Origin of the sequence: Actinomyces weissii (assembly GCF_016598775.1) — a bacterium.
Taxonomy (GTDB): domain Bacteria; phylum Actinomycetota; class Actinomycetes; order Actinomycetales; family Actinomycetaceae; genus Actinomyces; species Actinomyces weissii.
In genome coordinates, this window is record NZ_CP066802.1 from 1721945 (window position 1) to 1740370 (window position 18426).

Sequence of the window (18426 nt, forward strand, 5' to 3'; positions counted from 1 at the left end):
GCCCTCAGCGGGGCTGGTCCGGCTCCGTCTCCCCGTGCTCCTCACGGATAGCCACGTGGTGGCGGATCACCTCAGAGACGATGAAGGTGAAGAACTTCTCCGCGAACACCGGGTCCAGGCCGGAGTCCTCTGCCAGGGCCCGCAGCCGGGCAACCTGACGCTCCTCCCGGGCCGGGTCGGCCGGGGGCAGGTCCAGGCGGGCCTTGAGCAGCCCCACCTGCTGGGTGCAGCGGAAGCGCTCCGCGAGCAGGTGCACCAGGGCGGCGTCGAGATTGTCGATAGTGGCCCGGTAGTGGGCTAGCTCTGCGGGGACGCCGGGCACGTCCCGCTCCACCCGCTCGCTGCCTGCGTGCGCCGCCCGCTTCCCGGCAGGGCTCATGCGGTGCGGCTCCGCCCGGGCCTGGCCGCCGGGGCACCCGCGGTGGTCTCGTAGCGTGGCGCCCGCTTTCCTGCCACGGCCTCGGCGTCAACGACCACGCGCCCCACCTCCGGGCGGGAGGGCACCTCGAACATGGCGGTGCCTAGCACCTCCTCCACGATCGAGGTCAGGCCCCGGGCCCCCGTCTTGCGCGCCAGGGCCAGCTCGGCGATCCCACGCACCGCCTCCGGGGTGAAGACCAGCTCCACGCCGTCCAGGCTGAACAGGTACTCGTACTGGGCCACCAGTGCGTTCTTGGGCTCGGTCATGACGCGCACCAGCTCGGGCATCCCCAGGTCCTGCACGGTGGCGATCACCGGCAGGCGGCCGATGAACTCGGGGATCAGCCCGAACTTGTGCAGGTCCTCCGGGCGCACCGGCGAGGAGAACACGTCCTTGGCGCTGTCCTTGGCCAGGGTGGCCCCGAAGCCCACCAGCTGCGTGCCCGCCTCCTTGCGCTCCCGCTGGCGGACGATCTCCTCGATCCCCGCGAAGGCCCCGGCGGCGATGAACAGGATGTTGGTGGTGTCGATCTCCAGGAACTCCTGGTGGGGGTGCTTGCGCCCGCCCCCCGGGGGCACGGAGGCGGTGGTGCCCTCAATGATCTTGAGCAGGGCCTGCTGCACGCCCTCGCCGGAGACGTCCCGGGTTATGGAGGGGTTCTCCGCCTTGCGGCCGATCTTGTCGATCTCATCGATGTAGATGATGCCCTTCTCGGCCCGCTTGATGTCCCCGTCGGCGGCCTGGATGAGCTTGAGCAGGATGTTCTCCACGTCCTCGCCCACGTACCCGGCCTCGGTCAGGGCGGTGGCGTCCACGATGGCGAAGGGCACGTCCAGGAGCTTGGCCAGGGTGCGGGCCAGGTGGGTCTTGCCGGTGCCGGTGGGACCCAGCAGCAGGATGTTGGACTTGCCGAGCTCCAGGTCCTCTCCCTCCGCCACGGAGCGCTCACGCACCTGCACGCGCTTGTAGTGGTTGTAGACGGCCACGCTCATGGCGCGCTTGGCGGCCTCCTGGCCGATCACGTACTGGTTGAGGAAGTCGAAGATCTCCTGGGGCTTGGGCAGCTCCAGGGGCACGCCGGCGTTGCCCTCGGCGCCCTCCTCCTCGACGATCTCGTTGCACAGCTCGATGCACTCGTCACAGATGTAGACGCCCGGGCCTGCGATGAGCTTCTTCACCTGTTTCTGGCTCTTTCCGCAGAAAGAGCACTTGAGCAGGTCCACGCTCTCGGCGTTACGTGCCACGTGTTTCCCCTACCTGTAAATGGGCAAGCTGCGCCCCGGGAGCCGGGGAGCACCACCAGCCTATTAGGTCCCGCTCCCCCGCGCGAGAGCCGCGCCCGGCGCGCCCCTGAACGTTCACCGGCCCTCCCCCTCCACCCACCTGTGCATTTCGGCTCGACTTGTGCGGGAAAACCGCACAAGTCGAGCCGAAATGCACCAGTCAGGGGGCGGGCGCGCCCGTCAGGCGGAGTGCGGGCAGCCCGTCAGGCGGAGTGCGGGGAGGCCGTCAGGCGGAGTGCGGGGAGGCCGGGGCCTTGCGGGAGGCGAGCACCTGGTCCACGATCCCGTACTCCTTGGCGCCCTCGGCGGTCAGGATCTTGTCGCGCTCCAGGTCCTGGTGGACCTTGGCCAGGTCCTGCCCGGTGTGGGAGGCCAGGGTCTGCTCCAGCCAGCCACGCATCCGGTCGATCTCGTTGGCCACGATCTCGATGTCGGAGGCCTGCCCCTGCACGCCCTCCATGGCGGGCTGGTGGATCAGCACCCGGGCGTTGGGCAGGGCCAGACGGCGGCCCGGGGAGCCCGCCGCCAGGATCACGGCCGCCGCGGAGGCTGCCTGCCCCAGGCAGACGGTCTGGATCTGCGGCTTGATGTACTGCATCGTGTCGTAGATCGCGGTCAGGGCAGTGAAGGAGCCGCCGGGGCTGTTGATGTACATGGTGATCAGGCCGTCCGGGTCCTGGGACTCCAGGACCAGCAGCTGGGCCATGACGTCGTCGGCGCTGGTGTCGTCCACCTGCACGCCCATGAAGACGATCCGGTCCTCAAAGAGCTTGGAGTAGGCGTCCTGACGCTTGAAGCCGTAGGCGGTGCGCTCCTCGAACTGGGGCATGACGTACCGGGCCGCGGGCAGGGCGGCAGGGTCCACGCCTGCGGCAGCGACCTGGCGGGCGACGGCGTCGAAGTAGGGGCGGGAGCTGGTCATATCAGTTCTCTCCGTTCTGCTGGATCTCACGGGCGGAGGAAACGATGTGGTCCACGAAGCCGTACTCCAGGGCCTCGGGCGCGCTGAACCAGTGGTCACGGTCTGAGTCGCGGATGATCTCCTCCACGGTGTGGCCGGTCTTCTCCGCGGTGATCTCCGCGAGCTCCTGCTTCATCTTGATGATTAGGTCGGCGTTGATACGGATGTCGGTGGCGGAACCGCCTGCACCGCCGGAGGGCTGGTGCATGAGCACGCGTGCGTGGGGGGTGATGTAGCGCTTGCCCTTGGCTCCGGCACTCAGGAGGAACTGCCCCATGGAGGCAGCCATGCCGGTGGCCACGGTGACGACGTCGGGCTGCACGTACTCCATGGTGTCGTAGATGGCCATGCCTGCGGTCACGGAGCCACCGGGGCTGTTGATGTACAGGTAGATGTCCCGCTCAGGGTCCTCCGCGGCGAGCAGGAGCATCTGGGCGCAGATAGCGTTGGCGTTGTCGTCACGCACCTCGGAGCCGAGCCAGATGATCCGCTCCTTGAGAAGGCGGTTGTAAATGGAGTCGGTCAAACCCAGGCCGGCAGCGGGGGTCTCGGCCACGGGCGTGGTCCGCGCAGTCAGCTCGCTCACGTCAGTCCTCTCGTCTCTGTTGCCTGACAACGCTAACCCGGACCGCTGGCTGTTCATGCCCCTCACGGCGTCTTTTCGCTCACGGCCCAGTGCGGCAGTGCCTGCCCGCCCAGCCTTCGCTGCCGCAGCCGTACGGTCGCGGTCGGCCCAGGCACGCAGCCGACGACGACGCAGGCGGGCCGCCCCCACTTGCCTGGGAGCGGCCCGCCTGGGGTCCTCAGCGCTGCTAGGGCGCGCCCTCACTTGGCGCTAGGGGCCGAGGGGGTGCTGGCGGAGGAGGCGCTGGAGGCGGAGGACACCGGGGCGGCGACCTTCTCGACCTGGGAGACCAGGGCAGCGGCGTCGGCCTCGTCGGAGCCGATGAACTCAGTCAGGTCAACGGTCTCGCCCTTGGAGTCCTTGACGGTGACGTGGCGCAGGGCCATGGCCAGGGACTTGTTGCGGGCGATCTCGGAGACGAAGGCGGGGATCTGGCCGGCCTTCTGGGCACCCTGCATGAACTGGCCGGGCTCCATGCCGTACTGCTGGGCGGTCTGGATCAGGAACTCGATCAGCTCCTCCTGGCCCACGCCGACCTCCATGGACTCGGCCAGGACGTCGAGGATGACCTGGTCGCGCAGGTTGGTGGCGACCTCCTCCCGGATCTCCTTGGCGTGCTCCTCGTCGTCGGCCTTGCCCTCGGCGGCGAGGTGCTGCTTGACCTCGTGGTCTACGGCGGCCTCCGGGACCTGGCAGTCCACCTCAGCGCGGATCCTCTCCAGGAGGGCGTCACGGGCCGCGACAGCCTGCTCACCGGTCTTGCGCTCGGTGACCTGCTTCCTCAGGTCCTCGCGCAGCTCCTCGATGGTGTCGAACTCGGAGGCCATCTGGGCGAAGTCGTCGTCGGCCTCGGGCAGCTCGCGCTCCTTGACCGCGGTGGTGGTGACGGTGACCTCCGCCTCCTCACCGGCGTGCTCGCCACCGGCCAGGGTGGTGGTGAAGGTGGCGGACTCGTCGGTCTTGAGGCCGCGCAGGGCGGTGTCCAGGCCCTTGAGCATGTTGCCCTTGCCGATCTCGTAGGAGATGCCGGAGACGGAGTCCACCTCCTCGCCGTCGATGACGGCCTTGAGGTCGATGGTCACGAAGTCACCGGTCTTGGCCTTGCGGCTGACGGCCTTGAGGGAGCCGAAGCGGGCGCGCAGGTTGTCCAGCTCGGTGTCCAGGTCCTCGTCGGTGACCTCCACGGCGTCAACCTCCAGCTCCACGCCGTCGAGGGCAGGCAGCTCGACCTGCGGGCGCACGACGACCTCCACGGTGAAGCCCAGCTGGCCACCGTTGGGGCCGGTGACTGCGGGCAGCTCGGTGACCTCGATCTCCGGCTGGAGCATGGGGACGCGGCCGGACTCCATCATGGCCTGACGGTAGAGGTCAGGCATCTTGTGGTTGATGGCCTCCTGGATGACGGTGCCGCGGCCCACACGCTGGTCGACGACGCGGGCGGGCACCTTGCCGCGCCGGAAGCCAGGGACCTGGATCTGGGAGCCGATCTCCTTGTAGGCGGCGTCGAGGCTGGGCTTGAGCTCCTCGTAAGGGACCTCGACGGTCAGCTTGATGCGCGTGGGGTCAAGGTTCTCGACAGTGCTCTTCACGGGGGTCTACTCCGAATGCTTGGAATCTGTGGTGGCGCGGGGAGCAGCAGGCTTCTCGCGGACGCCCCTGGGCGGCGTCAGTCCGTGCCATCTTAGGGCAACTGCCAGGAGAGTCGAAAAATGAGGCCAGGCACAGGGCCCCAGGGGCCCCGACCACCTGGTCAGCGCCCAGAACCTGGCACCAAGGCGGCGGGCCACGGCTTTTATCTGACCCCTCACCCCCACCCCCTTGAGGATGTATACAAAACTTTTGTATCCACATTCTATGAACTACAAAGCAGATCAATCCCTTTGGTTGATATGACAGCCTGCGTTCATAGAATGAGACCCACGTCACCTGAGGTTATCGACAACCTACTGCTGTCATTAGCAATATTGTTTGCCACCGCAGGGGGCACCGTCGGCACGTTGCCTTTACCGGAGAGCCCCTGTACCAGTGACAACAGCTCAAGGAACACCTCACATGAAGATGAAAAGACGATTCCTCACGGCACTTGCATCGCTGCTCGCCCTGGCGTCGATCGGAGCACCAGCTGCGGTGGCTGCGCCGCACTCACCCGCACATCCCGTCAGCCACCAGGCCCAGGCCGCTGCGGGCCAGCGCCCGGTCTACGCCATCGCGCACCGGGTGCTGACCAGGCAGGGCGTCGACGACGCCCTGGACGCGGGTGCGAACGCCCTGGAGGTCGACCTCACCGCCTGGACGAAGTCCGGCTGGTGGGCGGACCACGACGGCCTGCCCACCAGCGCCGGGGACACTGCTGAGACCCTGTTCCGTCATATCGCCCAGCGCCGCCAGGAAGGCAGGACGATCAGCTTCGTCTGGTTGGACATCAAGAACCCTGACCACTGCAGCCCCCAGCACCCCGTCTGCTCGATCAGCAGGCTGCAGGACCTGGCCCGGAGCACCTTCGAGGCCCAGGGAGTGCACGCCCTGTACGGCTTCTACAAGACCGTAGGCGGTCCGGCGTGGAAGCAGGTCTCCTCCTCCCTCAACGATCTTGAGGCCGTGGCGGTCAGTGGTACCGCCCAGTCCGTGCTCAACGACTACGAGAGCCTGTCCGGCAGGCAGGTCCCTGCCGCCAAGCGGGTCGCGGACTACGGCTACTACAACCTGAACCAGGGCTTCGGCCCCTGCACCCGCGGCTGGGACCGCACCTGTGACCAGCTGCGCCTCGCCAGCGAGGCGCGTGACCAGGGGCGGCTCGGCAAGACCTTCGGCTGGACCGCCGCCGCAGGTCAGGGCGGCCGCGTAGCCGACCTGCTGGGGCAGGCTCATGTCGACGGCATCATCGCGGGCTTCAAGGCCACCCACTTCTACAAGCACCCGCACACTGACGAGGCCATCGCCTTGATCCGTGGCTGGGTGGCCTCGCACCCCGAGACGCACCGCATGGCCACCAACGAGGACGATCCCTGGTGATACTGGGCCTGCCAGGCTGAGACACCTTCGCGGGGTGGGGCCCCGGCGCTGCCGGGCGCCCCACCCCGCTGCGGCTACTGCCTGCCAGCGGGCCCCGGGCACTGCCGCTCCGTCAGCCCTCCAGGCACCGGGAGGCTGGCCGCCCTGTCTGGGACCGGCCCACGCGACTGCGGCTCAGCGCAGGGGGACGCTGCGCCCGCCCACGACCTTGGCGAGCACGGCACGTGGGGCGCTGCCTACCTCACGTACCGCCGTGAGCGTGCGTTCGTGGACGGGGCGGGCGTCGGCGTCGTCGGCGGCGGTGAAGCGGACGGTGACGCGAGGCTCCCCACGTACGACGTCCACCTGAAAGGCCTCCAGGGCGGTGGTGCGGGTGACCGCCTGCCGGGCGGCCTGCTCCACGGCGTCAGGCTGCTGGCCTGGCCTCAGGGCCCCGATCGTCAGGATGCTGCGGTAAGAGGGCATAGCCCCAGCCTAGAGGAGGGCCTGGTGCCACCAGGGGTCGGGGTGGCGGGATTTGAACCCACGATCTCCTGCTCCCAAAGCAGGCGCGCTACCAAGCTACGCCACACCCCGTCACGGCCGTGGCCGTGCTGTGCCGCTCAGGCCAGGCGACCGGCCCTCGCGCAACGCAAAAGGTAGCACGCCTGAGCCCGTGGTCCGCCACCGTGCCGTGCCACCTAAGTCACTCACCCAGTCACCGTGGCCTGGGGAACCGTCCAGGGCTGGCCCAGTCCGGCCGCCGCGCTCCCCCAGTCACCGCGGCCCAGGCAGTCGCCGCGGCCCAGGCAGTCGCCGCGGCCTAAGGTCCCGGGGGTGCACGTCTGTGATCCCGGTACCGCTGGGCCGCGCTGCTGGCAGGGATACACACCAGCACCTGGCAAGCAGAGCAGCCGCCCCGGACTCATCTAGGCGCTTAGGCCTACGACGGGTTATCCTGCCGGTGGTCACAGCGTGTGTGACCTCTGCCCCCTGAGAAAGGAACGTTACATGGCTGAAGACCAGGCTCCCGGAGCCCTCGCCTCCGTCGGGTTCAACGTGATCTCCGCTGTCAAGAAGGCCCTCTCCGGCGAGGACGCTCCGGCCGAGCCCGCTCCCGTGGAGGAGGCTGTCGCCGCCGAGGCCACGCCAGTCGAGGAGGCTCCGGTAGAGGCGGCCCCGGTCGAGGAGGTCGTCCCCGTGGAGGAGGCCGCCCCGGTGTCCGAGGAGCCTCCCGCCGTTGAGGAGACCCCGGTCGTGGAGGAGGCCCCCGCCGTCGAGGAGGCTCCCGCCGCTGCGGAGACCCCCGACATCGACGCCCTGGCCGACGCCGTGATCCGCGGCGACTACGGCAACGGCGAGGAGCGCGAGGCCGCCCTCGGCGACCTGTACGAGCAGGTGCAGGCCCGCGTCGACGAGAAGCTGTCCTGACCCAGCCCCTGGCGGCTCAGGCCGAGCCCGTCTATCTCCGCAGCGCCCTCTGGTAGCCACGCCCCGGCACCGGAGGGCGCTGCCGTGCTCCCCACAGGCGCGCCGGCTGCACGGGCAGACCGCCGACGGCGTCCCGCACCGCCGTCGCTACCCAGCCCGCAGCCGGTCCCCCAGGGCCTGCGCCCAGCCCACGGTCCGTGCGCGCTTGCCCGCCGTGACGACCAGGCCGTGGAACCGTCCGTGCTCCCTGGCTGACAGGCCTGCCTGGTGGACGCTGTCCTGGTGGAGCCGACGGGTGCCCTCATAGGTGCTGCCCACCGGCGCGCCCAGGGCCTCCAGCATCCTGCGCGCGTAGGCGTCGAAGACAAAGACCGGACGGTCGTAGACGTACAGGCAGATGACGTCCGCGGTCTCGGGGCCGACGCCGTTGACAGCGAGCAGGCTCTCCCGCAGCGCAGTATCCGGCATATCGGGCGCTTCCTCACCGTGCTCAGCCAGCCAGGCGGCCAGCCCCTTGAGCGTGGCAGCCTTGCGCGTGTAGGAGCCGGCCGGACGGATAAACCTCACCAGCTCCGCGTCCGGGCAGGAGCGCACGGCCTCTGGCGTGAGGCACTGTGCCTGCCGGAGGTGGGCCACTGCCTGCTCCACACTGGTCCAGGTGGTGTTCTGTGTCAGGACGGCCCCCACCATGACCTCGAAGCCGCTCTCCGCGGGCCACCAGGCCCCAATCTCGAAGCGCGCGTCCAACAGCTCGTAAAGGGCACGCCAGTCCATCTCCCCAGGCTACCGCGCCGCCTGCGGCCGCCTGCCCGCACCAGCACGGCAGCCCCGGGCTCCCACACTGTCCCAGCCGAGCCCACCCAGCCCCGGGGACGCGCTGGCAGGGTGCCCACTCCCAGCACACCGGTAGGCGCAAGGAGCCGCGCTGGAGCACGCGAACACGTTTCTCATGAGGGAGCGCCGTTGCCGGTTGCCCGGAAACGGCGCCACTTCAACAGAAAGTCTTGGACCAAAGGTGGTCACGATGGATACAAGAGCCGGGGTGGGTGCATAACCAAGCCAAGTGGGTGCACTGCGAGGCCCGGTGGGTGCATCTCTGGGTACAGGTGGGTGCAAAGCCGGGCCTGGTGGGCGCGCCGCTAGGTGCGGACTGGTTCACATTTCGCGCGAAAACGATTCAGAGGCGCAACGGACCGGATGTCAAATTGATGAGGTGTCATGAGAAATTGTGGAGTCGGCTTGCTGACTCCAAAGGAACTTATTTATGAGGTAGTAACTGACAACAAGTATGGAATCGCCGTGCGAGGTGTCCCTCGGGAGCCGTTTTTCCGGGCCTCCAGGTGCCATTTTTATCCAGAACACCCTTCGCAACACGAAAGTTTGTGCTGGAACACGTGCCTTGGGATCGGAGCACATCACCTCTCGTGATGTTCGGGTGGATGCAACCAGTGGTTGCGGGAGACATGTGGTTGCTCTGTGGATCGCAACCGTTGGGTGGTGGATGTGCATCGTCCTCACTGGCACAGTGGAGGAGGAACCGCCACAGGGGAATCGGATGTCAGCCGCCTCTCCTACGGCCTAAGTGCAGGAGTTGCCATGTCCTTTAGTGCGAACCTTCAGTACCTGAGGTCCAGTCGTGGCCTCACCCAGGAGCGTTTGGCTGTCCTGCTCGGGGTGTCGCGTCAGGCGATCTCCAAGTGGGAGTCGGACCGCACGGCGTGTGCACCACTGGGCTCGCCAGGCCGCCTCTCCAGTGCCCGTGCTCGCAGCAGCGGGTGCGCGCACCAAAAACATCGAGGTCGGCACCGGTGTGATTGATATGCGCTAGCACATGTCCGAGTCATGACACTCGTGAAGTGTGATGGAAACACTGAGACCCCCAGAAGCAGCGCTCCGGGGGTCTCCGCCATCCTCTCGTGGGTAGGAATCAGTCGTCGTCGAGGTCCTCCAGGACCTCGAACGGCGACTCGACGTCGCCGCGCCAGGCCTCCAGTCCCTCGCGCACCGCGAGCACCGCCACGACCAGCGCCGCGACCGAATCGGCCCACCACCAGCCGAACAGGCTGTTGAGGACCAGGCCGACGAACACCGTACCGGACAGATAGACACAGAGGATGAGCTGCTTGGCGTCGGCCATCACGCTCTTGGAGCCCAGCTCTCGCCCGGTGCGGACCTCGAACCACGCCAGCAGCGGCATGACGAGCAGGCTCAGCGCGGTGATGCCGAGGCCCAGCGGGCTGTGGTCGAGGCCCTCCTGGCCGACCAGCGCGAGCACCGCATCGATCGAGACGTAGGCGGCCAGCGCGAAGAAGGCGATGCCGATGGCCTTGACGGTGACTTTCTCCCACCGCTCGGGGTCCTTGCGCGTGAACTGCCAGGCGATGGCGGCCGCCGAGAGCACCTCGACGACTGAGTCGAGCCCGAAGCCGATGAGCGCGGCCGACGAGGCGAGGACGCCCGCCCAGACGGCGACGATGGCCTCGATCACGTTGTAGGTGATCGTGAAGCCGACGATGAAGCGAACGCGGCGGTGCAGGGTCGCGCGGCGCGCGGTGGTCAGGGCCTCGTTCACGCCTCCACCCCCGTCCCGCAGCTGCCCGGCACCGTGCACGCAGAGTCCACGCACGGCGCATGCTCGTCGACAGCCAGCGTCACGTCCACCAGCGCGACGAGCGCCGCCGCGAGGTGCGGGTCGGCGATCTCATAGCGGGTCTGCCGCCCCTCGGGCTCGCCGATGACGATCCCGCAGTCGCGCAGGCAGGTCAGGTGGTTCGAGACGTTCGAGCGGGTCAGGTTCAGCTCGCGCGAGAGCACGGCCGGATAGCTCGGGCCGTCGAGCAGGGTCATGAGTATCTTGGAGCGCGTCGGGTCGGCCATGGCCCGGCCGAGCCGGTTCATGACGTCGAGGCGCGAAGCAATAGTCAGCATGCACTGAACTATACAGTGCGCACTGACCAATGTCCAGGTGTAAGGGCTGCCGCACGCGCTCCGCGCGCCTGCCTTCGGGAACCGTGGTCACCTCTTCCGCCACCTCGGCCACTTCGACATCCCGCGACCGCGCCACGTCTCCACCAAGCTCGCAACCCAGCGGACGGACGCGAAGAGACCGTAGCCGGCCCCGGCGAGGCCCACAATGACCACGAGCCAGCGCCCGACGCCGAGCCACACGCTCCCATCCACGTCCAGCGCCCACTGAGCGCCCGTGATGAGCCCGACGATACCCATCCAGAGCCCGGCGACGACCACGACCACCGGCAGGAGAGCGAGGCACATTGCCGCGGCCGCCGACCAGAGCTGACGCGCTTCCAGCTTCGCCGTCGCCGCGATGATTCGCTCGGCCCGTTCGTTCGAGGCGTAGAGGTTCGCGGTCATCGTGGCCGCGGCCTCCCCGGCGACCTGCTCGACAGCCTTCTCGACCCGCTGAACCACCCCGCCGACCTGGCTCACGAGCTTCTGGTTCGCCGCGGCCTGCGCCTTGAGCCCCTCAATCGCCGAGGCCGTAGCCGCGCGATTCTTCTGTGCCTCCGCAACCAAGCTCCGCCACGCGGCATTCAAGCTCTCGCCGTTGAGACTCTGCGCGAACTCGCCGAGCGTGCTCGCGATCTCGTTCTGCCTGATCTCGATACTCGCGATCCTCGCGGACACGTCGCTGGAGGGCGAGGAGGTCGACGCCGGGGCCGTGATCCGCTCCAGCCGCCTCGTCGTCTCCTCGCCCATGACCTGTCTAGAAGCAACACATATGAGACACCCCTACCAACACAACAAACTAAACATCTAGCACAACAAACGAGACCCCAGAAGAGGGTACGCGGACAAAAGAGTCTATGCGCTGATATCCGAAAAAGAAGTCACAGTGATGCTGATAGGCAGCGGAGAAATAATCGGGGAATACATCCTAGATCCCAACAAGAACTACCGCGCAAGAAAGCAACCATAACTGTCTCATAAGTCCGGATAGATGCACCGGAAAAAGCACATGAAAGGGTGTCTCATTTCTCCGGCTAGATAAACGTGTGGCAAGACCTATGAACTGTCTCATATGTCTTGCCACATCACATTGGAGCGGGTGACGGGAATCGAACCCGCGCAATCTGCTTGGAAGGCAGAGGCTCTACCATTGAGCTACACCCGCGTTGGCACCACCGTGACGGCGGCGCACGACTCTACCCGCTCAGTCGGAGAGCAGCCCCATCTTGTAGGCCTTGGCCAGACGGCGCGGGATGGTGACCTCGCGGCCGGCCACGCGGATGGTGTTGAGCTCGGTCAGCTCAGCCTTCCACTGCGAACGACGCTTACGGGTGTTGCTGCGGGACATCTTCCGCTTCGGCACTGCCATGAGCCCGCTCCTCTCAAAAGTCTGTGGATCCGCAGATCCGTGAAACTGGACCGAGGGACACCCTAACGAATCCCACCCCCGGCTTCCAGCCAGCACAGCCAGCAGGCGTGTGAGATCAGTCCCGTCAGCCCCCGCCTGGCCACTGGTGGGACTGCCGACGGCGCAGCCGCCCCCTCCCCAGAGCCTCCCTGGCCCCGTACCTTATGCCCGCCCCCTCCTGCCCCGGCCCGGCGTCTCCTGCCTGGCGCGACCAGGGCGCCCGCTCGGAACGCCCCCGGTAATGAGAGCATGGCTCCATGCCTGACGCCCCCACGCTCACCCTGGCCCGTGGCGAGCAGCCCGAGACCGACCTGGAGATCAAGCGCTCGCACTTCCTGGGGCAGGCTGCCCGCACCAGCACCGAGGCGGAGGCCCGCACCTTCATCGCCACGGTGCGCAGCCGCTACCCCGACGCACGCCACCACTGCTCCGCCTTCGTGGTCAACGGCGGGCCCGGAGCACTGCCCATCGAGCGCTCCAGCGACGACGGCGAGCCCTCGGGCACGGCCGGCACCCCCATGCTGGAGGTGCTGCGCGGCTCGGGCCTGAGTGAGGTGACCGTCGTCGTGACCCGCTACTTCGGGGGCGTCCTGCTGGGCACCGGCGGGCTGGTGCACGCCTACACGCAGGCTGCCTCCGCCGCCCTGGCCGCCGCCAGCCGGGTGCGCCTGGAGACCCGCCACCTGTGGGAGGTAGCGGTCCCGGTTCCGCAGGCCGGACGCCTGGAGGCGGAGCTGCGGGCCCAGCCGGACACCCCGCAGCTGGCCGGGCTGGACGTGACCGGCACCCTGTGGGGGCCCACCCACGCCGTCATCACCGTGACCACCGCCAGCGCCGACCCTACGGCCCTCAACGCGCTGCTCGCGGGCCTGACACGGGGCGAGGCCAGTGCGCAGGCCGCTGGCAGCCAGGTCGTGGAGACCCCCGTGTGAGGACTGGGGACGCCCGCGGCCAGCACCGTCCCAGGAAGCAAGCAGGCTCGGCGGGAACAGAAGTCCACGGTCCGGCGTTCCCTCAGGGCAGGCGGCCTCGGGCCACGCCGAACGCGTCAGGTCCTAGGGCCCGGCCCCAAGGCACCCCGGGACCGCCGTCGAGGTGGCGCCACCGGCCCACCAGCCGCGGCAGCAGCCGCAGCATCCCGAACCAGCGCAGCGCCAGTGACAGCCCGCGCAGGACGCCGTCCAGACCAGCCCGTCAAGGAGACACGAAGACACCATGAGCATCGCCAGCAACGTCACCGAGCTTGTCGGCTCCACCCCGATCGTCCGCATCAACCGGCTCACCGACGGCGCGCCCGCCACCGTGCTGGCCAAGCTGGAGTCCTTTGAGCCGGCAGGCTCCGTCAAGGACCGGATCGCCCTAGCCATCATCCGCGCGGCCGAGGCCGACGGCAGCCTCCAGCCCGGCGGCACGATCATCGAGGCCACCAGCGGCAACACGGGCGTAGGCCTGTCCATGGTGGGCGCGGCCCTGGGCTACCGGGTGGTCATCACCATGCCGGAGACCATGTCCAAGGAGCGGCGTGCCATCATGCGGGCCTTCGGCGCCGAGCTGGTCCTGACCACGGAGGGCGGCGTGGCTGGCGCCGTCAAGAAGGCCCAGGAGATCCAGGCCGTGACCCCTAACTCCGTGCTCGCCTCCCAGTTCGCCAACCCGGCTAACCCCGCCGTGCACCGGGCCACAACCGCCCAGGAGATCCTGTCCGCCACCGGCGGCCAGATCGACGCCTTCGTGGCCGGGATCGGCACCGGCGGGACGCTCACCGGCGTCGGCCAGGTGCTGCGCGAGCAGGTCCCCGGAATCAAGGTGTTCGGGGTGGAGCCCGCCGAGTCCCCGCTGCTGGCCGAGGGGCAGGCCGCCCCCCACAAGATCCAGGGCCTGGGCCCCAACATCGTGCCCGAGGTGCTCGACCAGCAGGTCTGGGACGAGCTGCTGCACATCGAGGGAGACCTCGCCCTGGAGTACGCCCGCCGCGCCGCCAAGGAGGAGGGCCTGCTGGTGGGCATCTCCTCCGGCGCGGCCCTGGCCGCCGCCGCCCAGCTGGCCCAGCGTCCGGAGCTGGCGGGCAGGACCATCCTGACGGTGCTGCCGGACACCGGTGAGCGCTACCTGTCCACCGCGCTCTTCGCCGAGTACCTGAACTGAGCCACGGCTCTCACACCGGCGGCCACCTCCCGGGAACAGGCGGGCGGCCGCCGGTGTTTGCAAGGCCGGGAGCGCGGCGCACCGGCCGTGCCCCACGGCACCGCGCCGGCGTCGTCCCGCAGGAGAACCCATGCACGATTCTGACCACACTGTCCTGGACCTGATCCGCGAGGACCTGGCCACCGCCCGCCGCCGGGACCCGGCGGCCCGCTCCAGCCTTGAGGTGGCCCTGCTGTACCCCGGCGTGCACGCCCTGTGGGCCCACCGGGCGGCGCACAAGCTCTGGCACAAGGGCTTCCGCTTCACGGCGCGGGCCCTGTCCCAGGCGGCCCGGAACCTCACCGGGGTGGAGATCCACCCGGCGGCCTCGATCGGCCGGCGCTGCTTCATTGACCACGGCATGGGGGTGGTCATCGGGGAGACGGCGGAGGTCGGCGAGGACGTGCTGCTGTTCCACGGCGTGACGCTGGGCGGGGTGTCCATGAGCCCCGGCAAGCGCCACCCCACGATCGGCAACCGCGTGCAGATCGGGGCCGGGGCCAAGGTGCTGGGGCCGGTGACGGTGGAGGACGGGGCGAGCGTCGGCGCGAACGCCGTGCTGGTCAAGAACCTGCCTGCGGACCACGTGGGCGTCGGGGTGCCCGCGCGGGCGCGCAGCCGCCACACCGACCCCGAGCTGCTGCTGGACCCCACCGCCTACATCTGACCCCACCTCCCGCGAGACCGGGACATATGGCTCGCGAGACCGGTAAGGGGAACCTTACTTACTGGGGTGGTGAGCTTGCGTGACCAATGGAGTGGGGCGCGGTGACGACGGCAGGACGCCACAACAGAGCCGCAGGGAGCAAGCGCGTGGTGCACGCGCGGGCAGAGCGGAACCGCTACGCCAGTGACAAGCGCCCCCACCGTCGCTGCCGCCGGTACGCCCGGGCGGGACCTACCCGGCGTCCCCGCCCACACTCCTCCCCCACGTCCCCCACTCCCCCACGGGAACCGTTTGCGTCAGCCAGCCCGACGCCGCAGCCCCGGCCCCGCCGGAACCGTGTGCGGCAGACGCACCTAGGCCGTCGCCCCGAGCGCGAGCCGCCGCAGGCAGGCTCAACGCAGCCGCGTGCCGCCCGCGAGCGCACGCAGGTGCCGGAATACCTCTCCCCCACTGGCACGCGCCCCGTTGTGCTCCCACTCGCTAGTAACCCAGGTGCGCATTCCAGGGAGCAGCGAGGCGGTCTCCAGGGAGGTGCTCATGGGCACGAACAGGTCCCGGACGTAGACGGCGGCGGCCCCCGGAGTGCCAGCGGCACGCAAGGCGTCGACGTCGTAGATGCGGGGCCACTCGTGGACCGCCAGGATCTCGGCCACCTCCAGCCAGGGGCGCAGCAGCGGGTCCTCGCGCAGGGCGGCACGGGTGACGTGCTCGCCGGTCAGGAGGGTGGGGTCGGCGTCGTAGCTGCTGGGGCGGGTGCGCTCGGCGGCCCAGCCGGTGGTCCCGCCGTCGGCCCAGCAGGACTCGTGGATGACGGCGTACAGGGGGTTGCGGCCACTGAAAGGCAGGCAGCGTTCCAGGTCGTACCGGAAGGCGGCAGAGTCCAGGGACAGCTCCAGGAGGTGGTGCAGGGCGTCGAGGCCGCCGCTGGCGCCCAGCTGGGCGCCCAGGCCGCGCAGCCGCTCGGGGCTGACGGGGACGCCGTGGGCGGTGGTGACCTCACCGCGCGCGGCCGCCTCCATCAGGGCAGCCATCCGGTCACGGTCCTGGGGGTAGCGGGCGTAGAGCTCTGCCGTCTTGGCCTGTGCCGCCTGGTAGGTGAGGACGTAGACCTCGTCGATGCTGTGGCCGACGGCGGGCAGGCCGCCAGTCAGGTAGGCGGTCTCGACGGCGTCGGCGTGAGTGGACAGGTAGCGGGTGACGCAGAACCCGCCGAAGGACTGGCCCAGCAGGCTCCAGCGCTCCAGCCCGAGCGCGCGCCGCAGGTCCTCGCAGTCCTCCACGATCTCGTCGGCACGCAGGTGGGTGAGCAGGCGGGCGGTCCCGGCGGCACTGCCTCCGACCTCAGGCTGGCTGACTGGGGTGGAGCGCCCGGTGCCCCGCTGGTCCAGGAGGATGACGCGGTGGTGCTCCAGGAGCGCGCCGAGCCAGCCGAGCCCGGCGTCGGCGCTGGGGCGGGGGGACTCGAATCCGGGGCCGCCCTGGAGGAACAGCAGCGGGGGCTTGGCCAGGGGGTCGTTCCCGCCACCGGGCTCCGCCAGGGCTACCTCCCGCGCGTAGACGGTGATGGTGCGGCTGCCGTCCGGGAGCGTGTCGCCCTGGCCGGAGCGGTCCAGGGGGACGGTCAGGTGCAGGTCGCGGGTCAGGAGCCCGGCGGTGCTGGCCGACCAGGGGCTGGCGTGCAGGGCAGAGGCTTCAGATGCGGTCACGACCCACACCCTATGCGCTCCCCACCCAACCCCCTTGTTTGCCGCGAGACCGGGACATATGTACCGCGAGACCGGTAAGGGTGCCCTAAGATCATGTGGTCGCGGTGTCCTGCACGAGCGGTGCCCTGTGAGCCAGGCACCTGCAGAGGACACCAACGCCCGCCTGGGTACCCAAGCGGCAAAAGCACATTCGGCCGGTTGGCCATGGACCCGCTCCTGCGCCACATGGTCGCGCAGGGCCTTGTTGCACACACCAGAGCAGGCCCGTCTGAGGGCGCTACAGGGGACTTCCCCTACGATCACGCGGTTCCATCTGCAGCAGCCCGCTCCTTGGCCACCCCCGGACCCCCGCTAGATGTGCGACGGCGACCTCGATGCACACCCAGCGCAGTCGTCATGAACATACTGAGAACCAGAACCGTTGAAATCCCTGTGGTCCGACAGCAGGCAAGCAGTCCCGTGCGCACAACCCGCACCATCCAGGACGCCCAGGCCCACCACGCGTCCCTGGCGACGCCGTCACCCAGCACCACCCGCAGCACCAAGACCACCCAAGCCCCTTGCGTGCCCCGACGACGTCGCCACCAACCGCGCCCGCGCCACCCAGGGCACGAGGGCCCACCACCTACACGCCCCCTCTCCACCAAGCACGCCTGCGGCGGGAGCGCCACCGACGTAGGCAGCCGTCCCCCGCCCACCAACCACCCCCAGCTATCCACAACTAAGGCTACCCTTACCGATCTCGCGAGCCATATGTCCCGGTCTCGCGAGCCATATGTCCCGGTCTCGCGGCAAGCAACGGGGGAGTTAGTGGGACTGGCAGCGGGGGCACCAGAACAGGGCGCGCCCCGCGACCTCAGCCCGCCGCACCCGGGCCCCACAGCGCAGGCAGGGCCGCCCCTCCCGGTGGTAGACGTACCAGCGGCCCGCCTCCTGGTCCTCCGGCGGCAGCGGCACGGGCACGTCGTCAGCGTCCACGGTGGTGATGAGCCCGGTCTCCACGCCGTCCCGCATCAGGGGCACCAGGTCGTCCCAGACGGCCCGCAGCCGCTGCTCGCTCACGGCGCTGCCGGGGCGCGCGGGGGCCACGCCGCAGCGGAACAGCACCTCGGCCCGGTAGATATTGCCCACCCCGGCCAGCACCGACTGGTCCATCAGCAGCTCGCCGACGCTCTTGCGACGCCGCCGTGCCGCCGCCACGAAGACAGCCCGCTCCCCGTCCTCACGCAACGGGTCCGGCCCCAGGCGACGGCGCACCGCCGCCACCCCCTCGCTGTCCAGCAGCTCGCAGGCGGCGGGGCCGGTCAGGTCGGCGCAGCCGTGCTCCCCCAGGAGCCGCAGGCGCACCGCCCCACGGGGAGCGGGCGGCTCCCACTCCCCCACCGACGGCGCCTGCGCACCCGGCCCGTCCGGGTCCGCTGCCACGGAGCCCTCACCTCGGGCCACGGCCTGCTCGCCGCGCTCACCGACCCGACGCCGGGGCGCGCCGATGGCGTGCGGGGCCTGGAAGGCGGCGTCGCCGTCGAAGGTCCAGGAGCCGTAGAGCCCCAGGTGCACGCGCAGCCAGGTGACCTCCGGGGACTCAAGCGGCACGTCGGCCTGGGGCGCGAAGGGCACGAACAGGTGCTTGCCGTGCGCGTGGGCCCCCAGCAGCACCTGACCGTCCAGGCGCGCGGCCCCGCTGGCAAAGCGCCCTTGCGGGGAGGACGCCTGGAGGCGCTGTCCGCTCCACAGCTCGGCCAGCGCCTTGGCCAGCCGGTGGATGGTGTGGCCCTCAGGCAC

Annotated in this window: 18 protein-coding genes, 2 tRNA genes and 2 pseudogenes; 7 read left to right on the top strand and 15 right to left on the bottom strand. The window is 69.4% G+C overall.

What is annotated here, in order from left to right; all coding sequences use genetic code 11:
• Positions 1 to 4: 4 nt before the first annotated feature.
• The 5 genes from JG540_RS07060 to tig all read right to left on the bottom strand — a co-directional run bounded on the left by JG540_RS07060 (position 5) and on the right by tig (position 4879).
• Positions 5 to 379, bottom strand: a complete 375-nt coding sequence (locus JG540_RS07060; RefSeq protein ID WP_234042730.1) for a chorismate mutase — start codon at positions 377 to 379, stop codon at positions 5 to 7.
• Positions 376 to 1665: an ATP-dependent Clp protease ATP-binding subunit ClpX gene (gene clpX, locus JG540_RS07065; RefSeq protein ID WP_200274925.1), complete on the bottom strand. Its 1290-nt coding sequence runs from the start codon at positions 1663 to 1665 to the stop codon at positions 376 to 378. The genes JG540_RS07060 and clpX overlap by 4 nt, the downstream gene beginning before the upstream one ends.
• A 265-nt stretch (positions 1666 to 1930) precedes the next feature.
• Positions 1931 to 2626, bottom strand: coding sequence for an ATP-dependent Clp protease proteolytic subunit (locus tag JG540_RS07070; RefSeq protein WP_200274926.1), 696 nt, complete (start codon positions 2624 to 2626; stop codon positions 1931 to 1933).
• A 1-nt stretch (position 2627) separates the two neighbouring features.
• The gene (locus JG540_RS07075) at positions 2628 to 3251 is read right to left on the bottom strand and encodes an ATP-dependent Clp protease proteolytic subunit (RefSeq protein WP_325132769.1); all 624 of its coding nucleotides are present in this window, start codon (positions 3249 to 3251) and stop codon (positions 2628 to 2630) included.
• A 239-nt stretch (positions 3252 to 3490) separates the two neighbouring features.
• On the bottom strand, positions 3491 to 4879 hold the full coding sequence (tig, locus tag JG540_RS07080; RefSeq protein WP_200274927.1) for a trigger factor: 1389 nt from the start codon (positions 4877 to 4879) through the stop codon (positions 3491 to 3493).
• A 463-nt stretch (positions 4880 to 5342) separates the two neighbouring features.
• On the opposite strand from tig, the gene JG540_RS07085 reads away from it, so the two are divergent.
• Entirely contained in the window at positions 5343 to 6302 is a 960-nt protein-coding gene (locus JG540_RS07085) for a PI-PLC domain-containing protein (RefSeq protein WP_200274929.1), read from the top strand.
• Positions 6303 to 6476: 174 nt separating this feature from the next.
• Here the strand turns inward: JG540_RS07085 and JG540_RS07090 are convergent, their stop codons facing one another.
• Positions 6477 to 6767 (bottom strand): FMN-dependent dehydrogenase, encoded by a 291-nt coding sequence (locus JG540_RS07090; protein ID WP_200274930.1) that lies wholly within the window; start codon positions 6765 to 6767, stop codon positions 6477 to 6479.
• 37 nt (positions 6768 to 6804) lie between these two features.
• A tRNA-Pro gene (locus JG540_RS07095) sits at positions 6805 to 6878 on the bottom strand.
• 414 nt (positions 6879 to 7292) lie between these two features.
• Between JG540_RS07095 and JG540_RS10745 the strand changes: the two genes are divergently transcribed.
• On the top strand, positions 7293 to 7712 hold the full coding sequence (locus tag JG540_RS10745) for a hypothetical protein (RefSeq protein ID WP_456048978.1): 420 nt from the start codon (positions 7293 to 7295) through the stop codon (positions 7710 to 7712).
• A gap of 147 nt (positions 7713 to 7859) precedes the next feature.
• Here the strand turns inward: JG540_RS10745 and JG540_RS07105 are convergent, their stop codons facing one another.
• The gene (locus tag JG540_RS07105; protein WP_200274932.1) at positions 7860 to 8486 is read right to left on the bottom strand and encodes an endonuclease III domain-containing protein; all 627 of its coding nucleotides are present in this window, start codon (positions 8484 to 8486) and stop codon (positions 7860 to 7862) included.
• 822 nt (positions 8487 to 9308) lie between these two features.
• On the opposite strand from JG540_RS07105, the pseudogene JG540_RS10670 reads away from it, so the two are divergent.
• Both JG540_RS10670 and JG540_RS10675 read left to right on the top strand, forming a co-directional pair.
• Positions 9309 to 9416: pseudogene (locus JG540_RS10670) on the top strand (helix-turn-helix transcriptional regulator); the annotation flags it as partial.
• 13 nt (positions 9417 to 9429) lie between these two features.
• Positions 9430 to 9537, top strand: a pseudogene (locus tag JG540_RS10675) (LLM class flavin-dependent oxidoreductase); the annotation flags it as partial.
• 102 nt (positions 9538 to 9639) lie between these two features.
• On the opposite strand, the gene JG540_RS07115 reads toward JG540_RS10675, so the two are convergent.
• The 5 genes from JG540_RS07115 to rpmF all read right to left on the bottom strand — a co-directional run bounded on the left by JG540_RS07115 (position 9640) and on the right by rpmF (position 12048).
• Positions 9640 to 10284, bottom strand: a complete 645-nt coding sequence (locus JG540_RS07115) for a cation diffusion facilitator family transporter (RefSeq protein ID WP_200274934.1) — start codon at positions 10282 to 10284, stop codon at positions 9640 to 9642.
• Positions 10281 to 10640: a Cd(II)/Pb(II)-sensing metalloregulatory transcriptional regulator CmtR gene (gene cmtR / locus JG540_RS07120; protein ID WP_200274936.1), complete on the bottom strand. Its 360-nt coding sequence runs from the start codon at positions 10638 to 10640 to the stop codon at positions 10281 to 10283. The genes JG540_RS07115 and cmtR overlap by 4 nt, the downstream gene beginning before the upstream one ends.
• An 87-nt stretch (positions 10641 to 10727) precedes the next feature.
• Positions 10728 to 11429, bottom strand: coding sequence for a hypothetical protein (locus JG540_RS10750; protein ID WP_234042731.1), 702 nt, complete (start codon positions 11427 to 11429; stop codon positions 10728 to 10730).
• A 341-nt stretch (positions 11430 to 11770) separates the two neighbouring features.
• Positions 11771 to 11844: transfer RNA gene (locus JG540_RS07130), tRNA-Gly, on the bottom strand.
• A 39-nt stretch (positions 11845 to 11883) separates the two neighbouring features.
• Positions 11884 to 12048 carry a 50S ribosomal protein L32 gene (rpmF, locus tag JG540_RS07135; protein ID WP_200274938.1) on the bottom strand — a complete coding sequence of 55 codons (165 nt, stop codon included), beginning with the start codon at positions 12046 to 12048 and terminating at the stop codon, positions 11884 to 11886.
• A 296-nt stretch (positions 12049 to 12344) separates the two neighbouring features.
• Here rpmF and JG540_RS07140 point away from each other — a divergent pair, with 296 nt between their 5' ends.
• The 3 genes from JG540_RS07140 (at position 12345) to epsC (ending at position 14938) form a co-directional block, all read left to right on the top strand.
• Positions 12345 to 13019 (top strand): IMPACT family protein, encoded by a 675-nt coding sequence (locus JG540_RS07140; RefSeq protein WP_200274940.1) that lies wholly within the window; start codon positions 12345 to 12347, stop codon positions 13017 to 13019.
• A 283-nt stretch (positions 13020 to 13302) separates the two neighbouring features.
• Positions 13303 to 14232 (top strand): cysteine synthase A, encoded by a 930-nt coding sequence (gene cysK, locus JG540_RS07145; protein ID WP_200274942.1) that lies wholly within the window; start codon positions 13303 to 13305, stop codon positions 14230 to 14232.
• A 130-nt stretch (positions 14233 to 14362) separates the two neighbouring features.
• Entirely contained in the window at positions 14363 to 14938 is a 576-nt protein-coding gene (gene epsC, locus JG540_RS07150) for a serine O-acetyltransferase EpsC (protein ID WP_200274944.1), read from the top strand.
• 392 nt (positions 14939 to 15330) lie between these two features.
• Here epsC and JG540_RS07155 read toward each other — a convergent pair whose 3' ends face one another.
• Entirely contained in the window at positions 15331 to 16653 is a 1323-nt protein-coding gene (locus JG540_RS07155; RefSeq protein ID WP_407648302.1) for an alpha/beta fold hydrolase, read from the bottom strand.
• A gap of 798 nt (positions 16654 to 17451) precedes the next feature.
• Positions 17452 to 18426: an Fpg/Nei family DNA glycosylase gene (locus JG540_RS07160; protein ID WP_200274948.1), complete on the bottom strand. Its 975-nt coding sequence runs from the start codon at positions 18424 to 18426 to the stop codon at positions 17452 to 17454.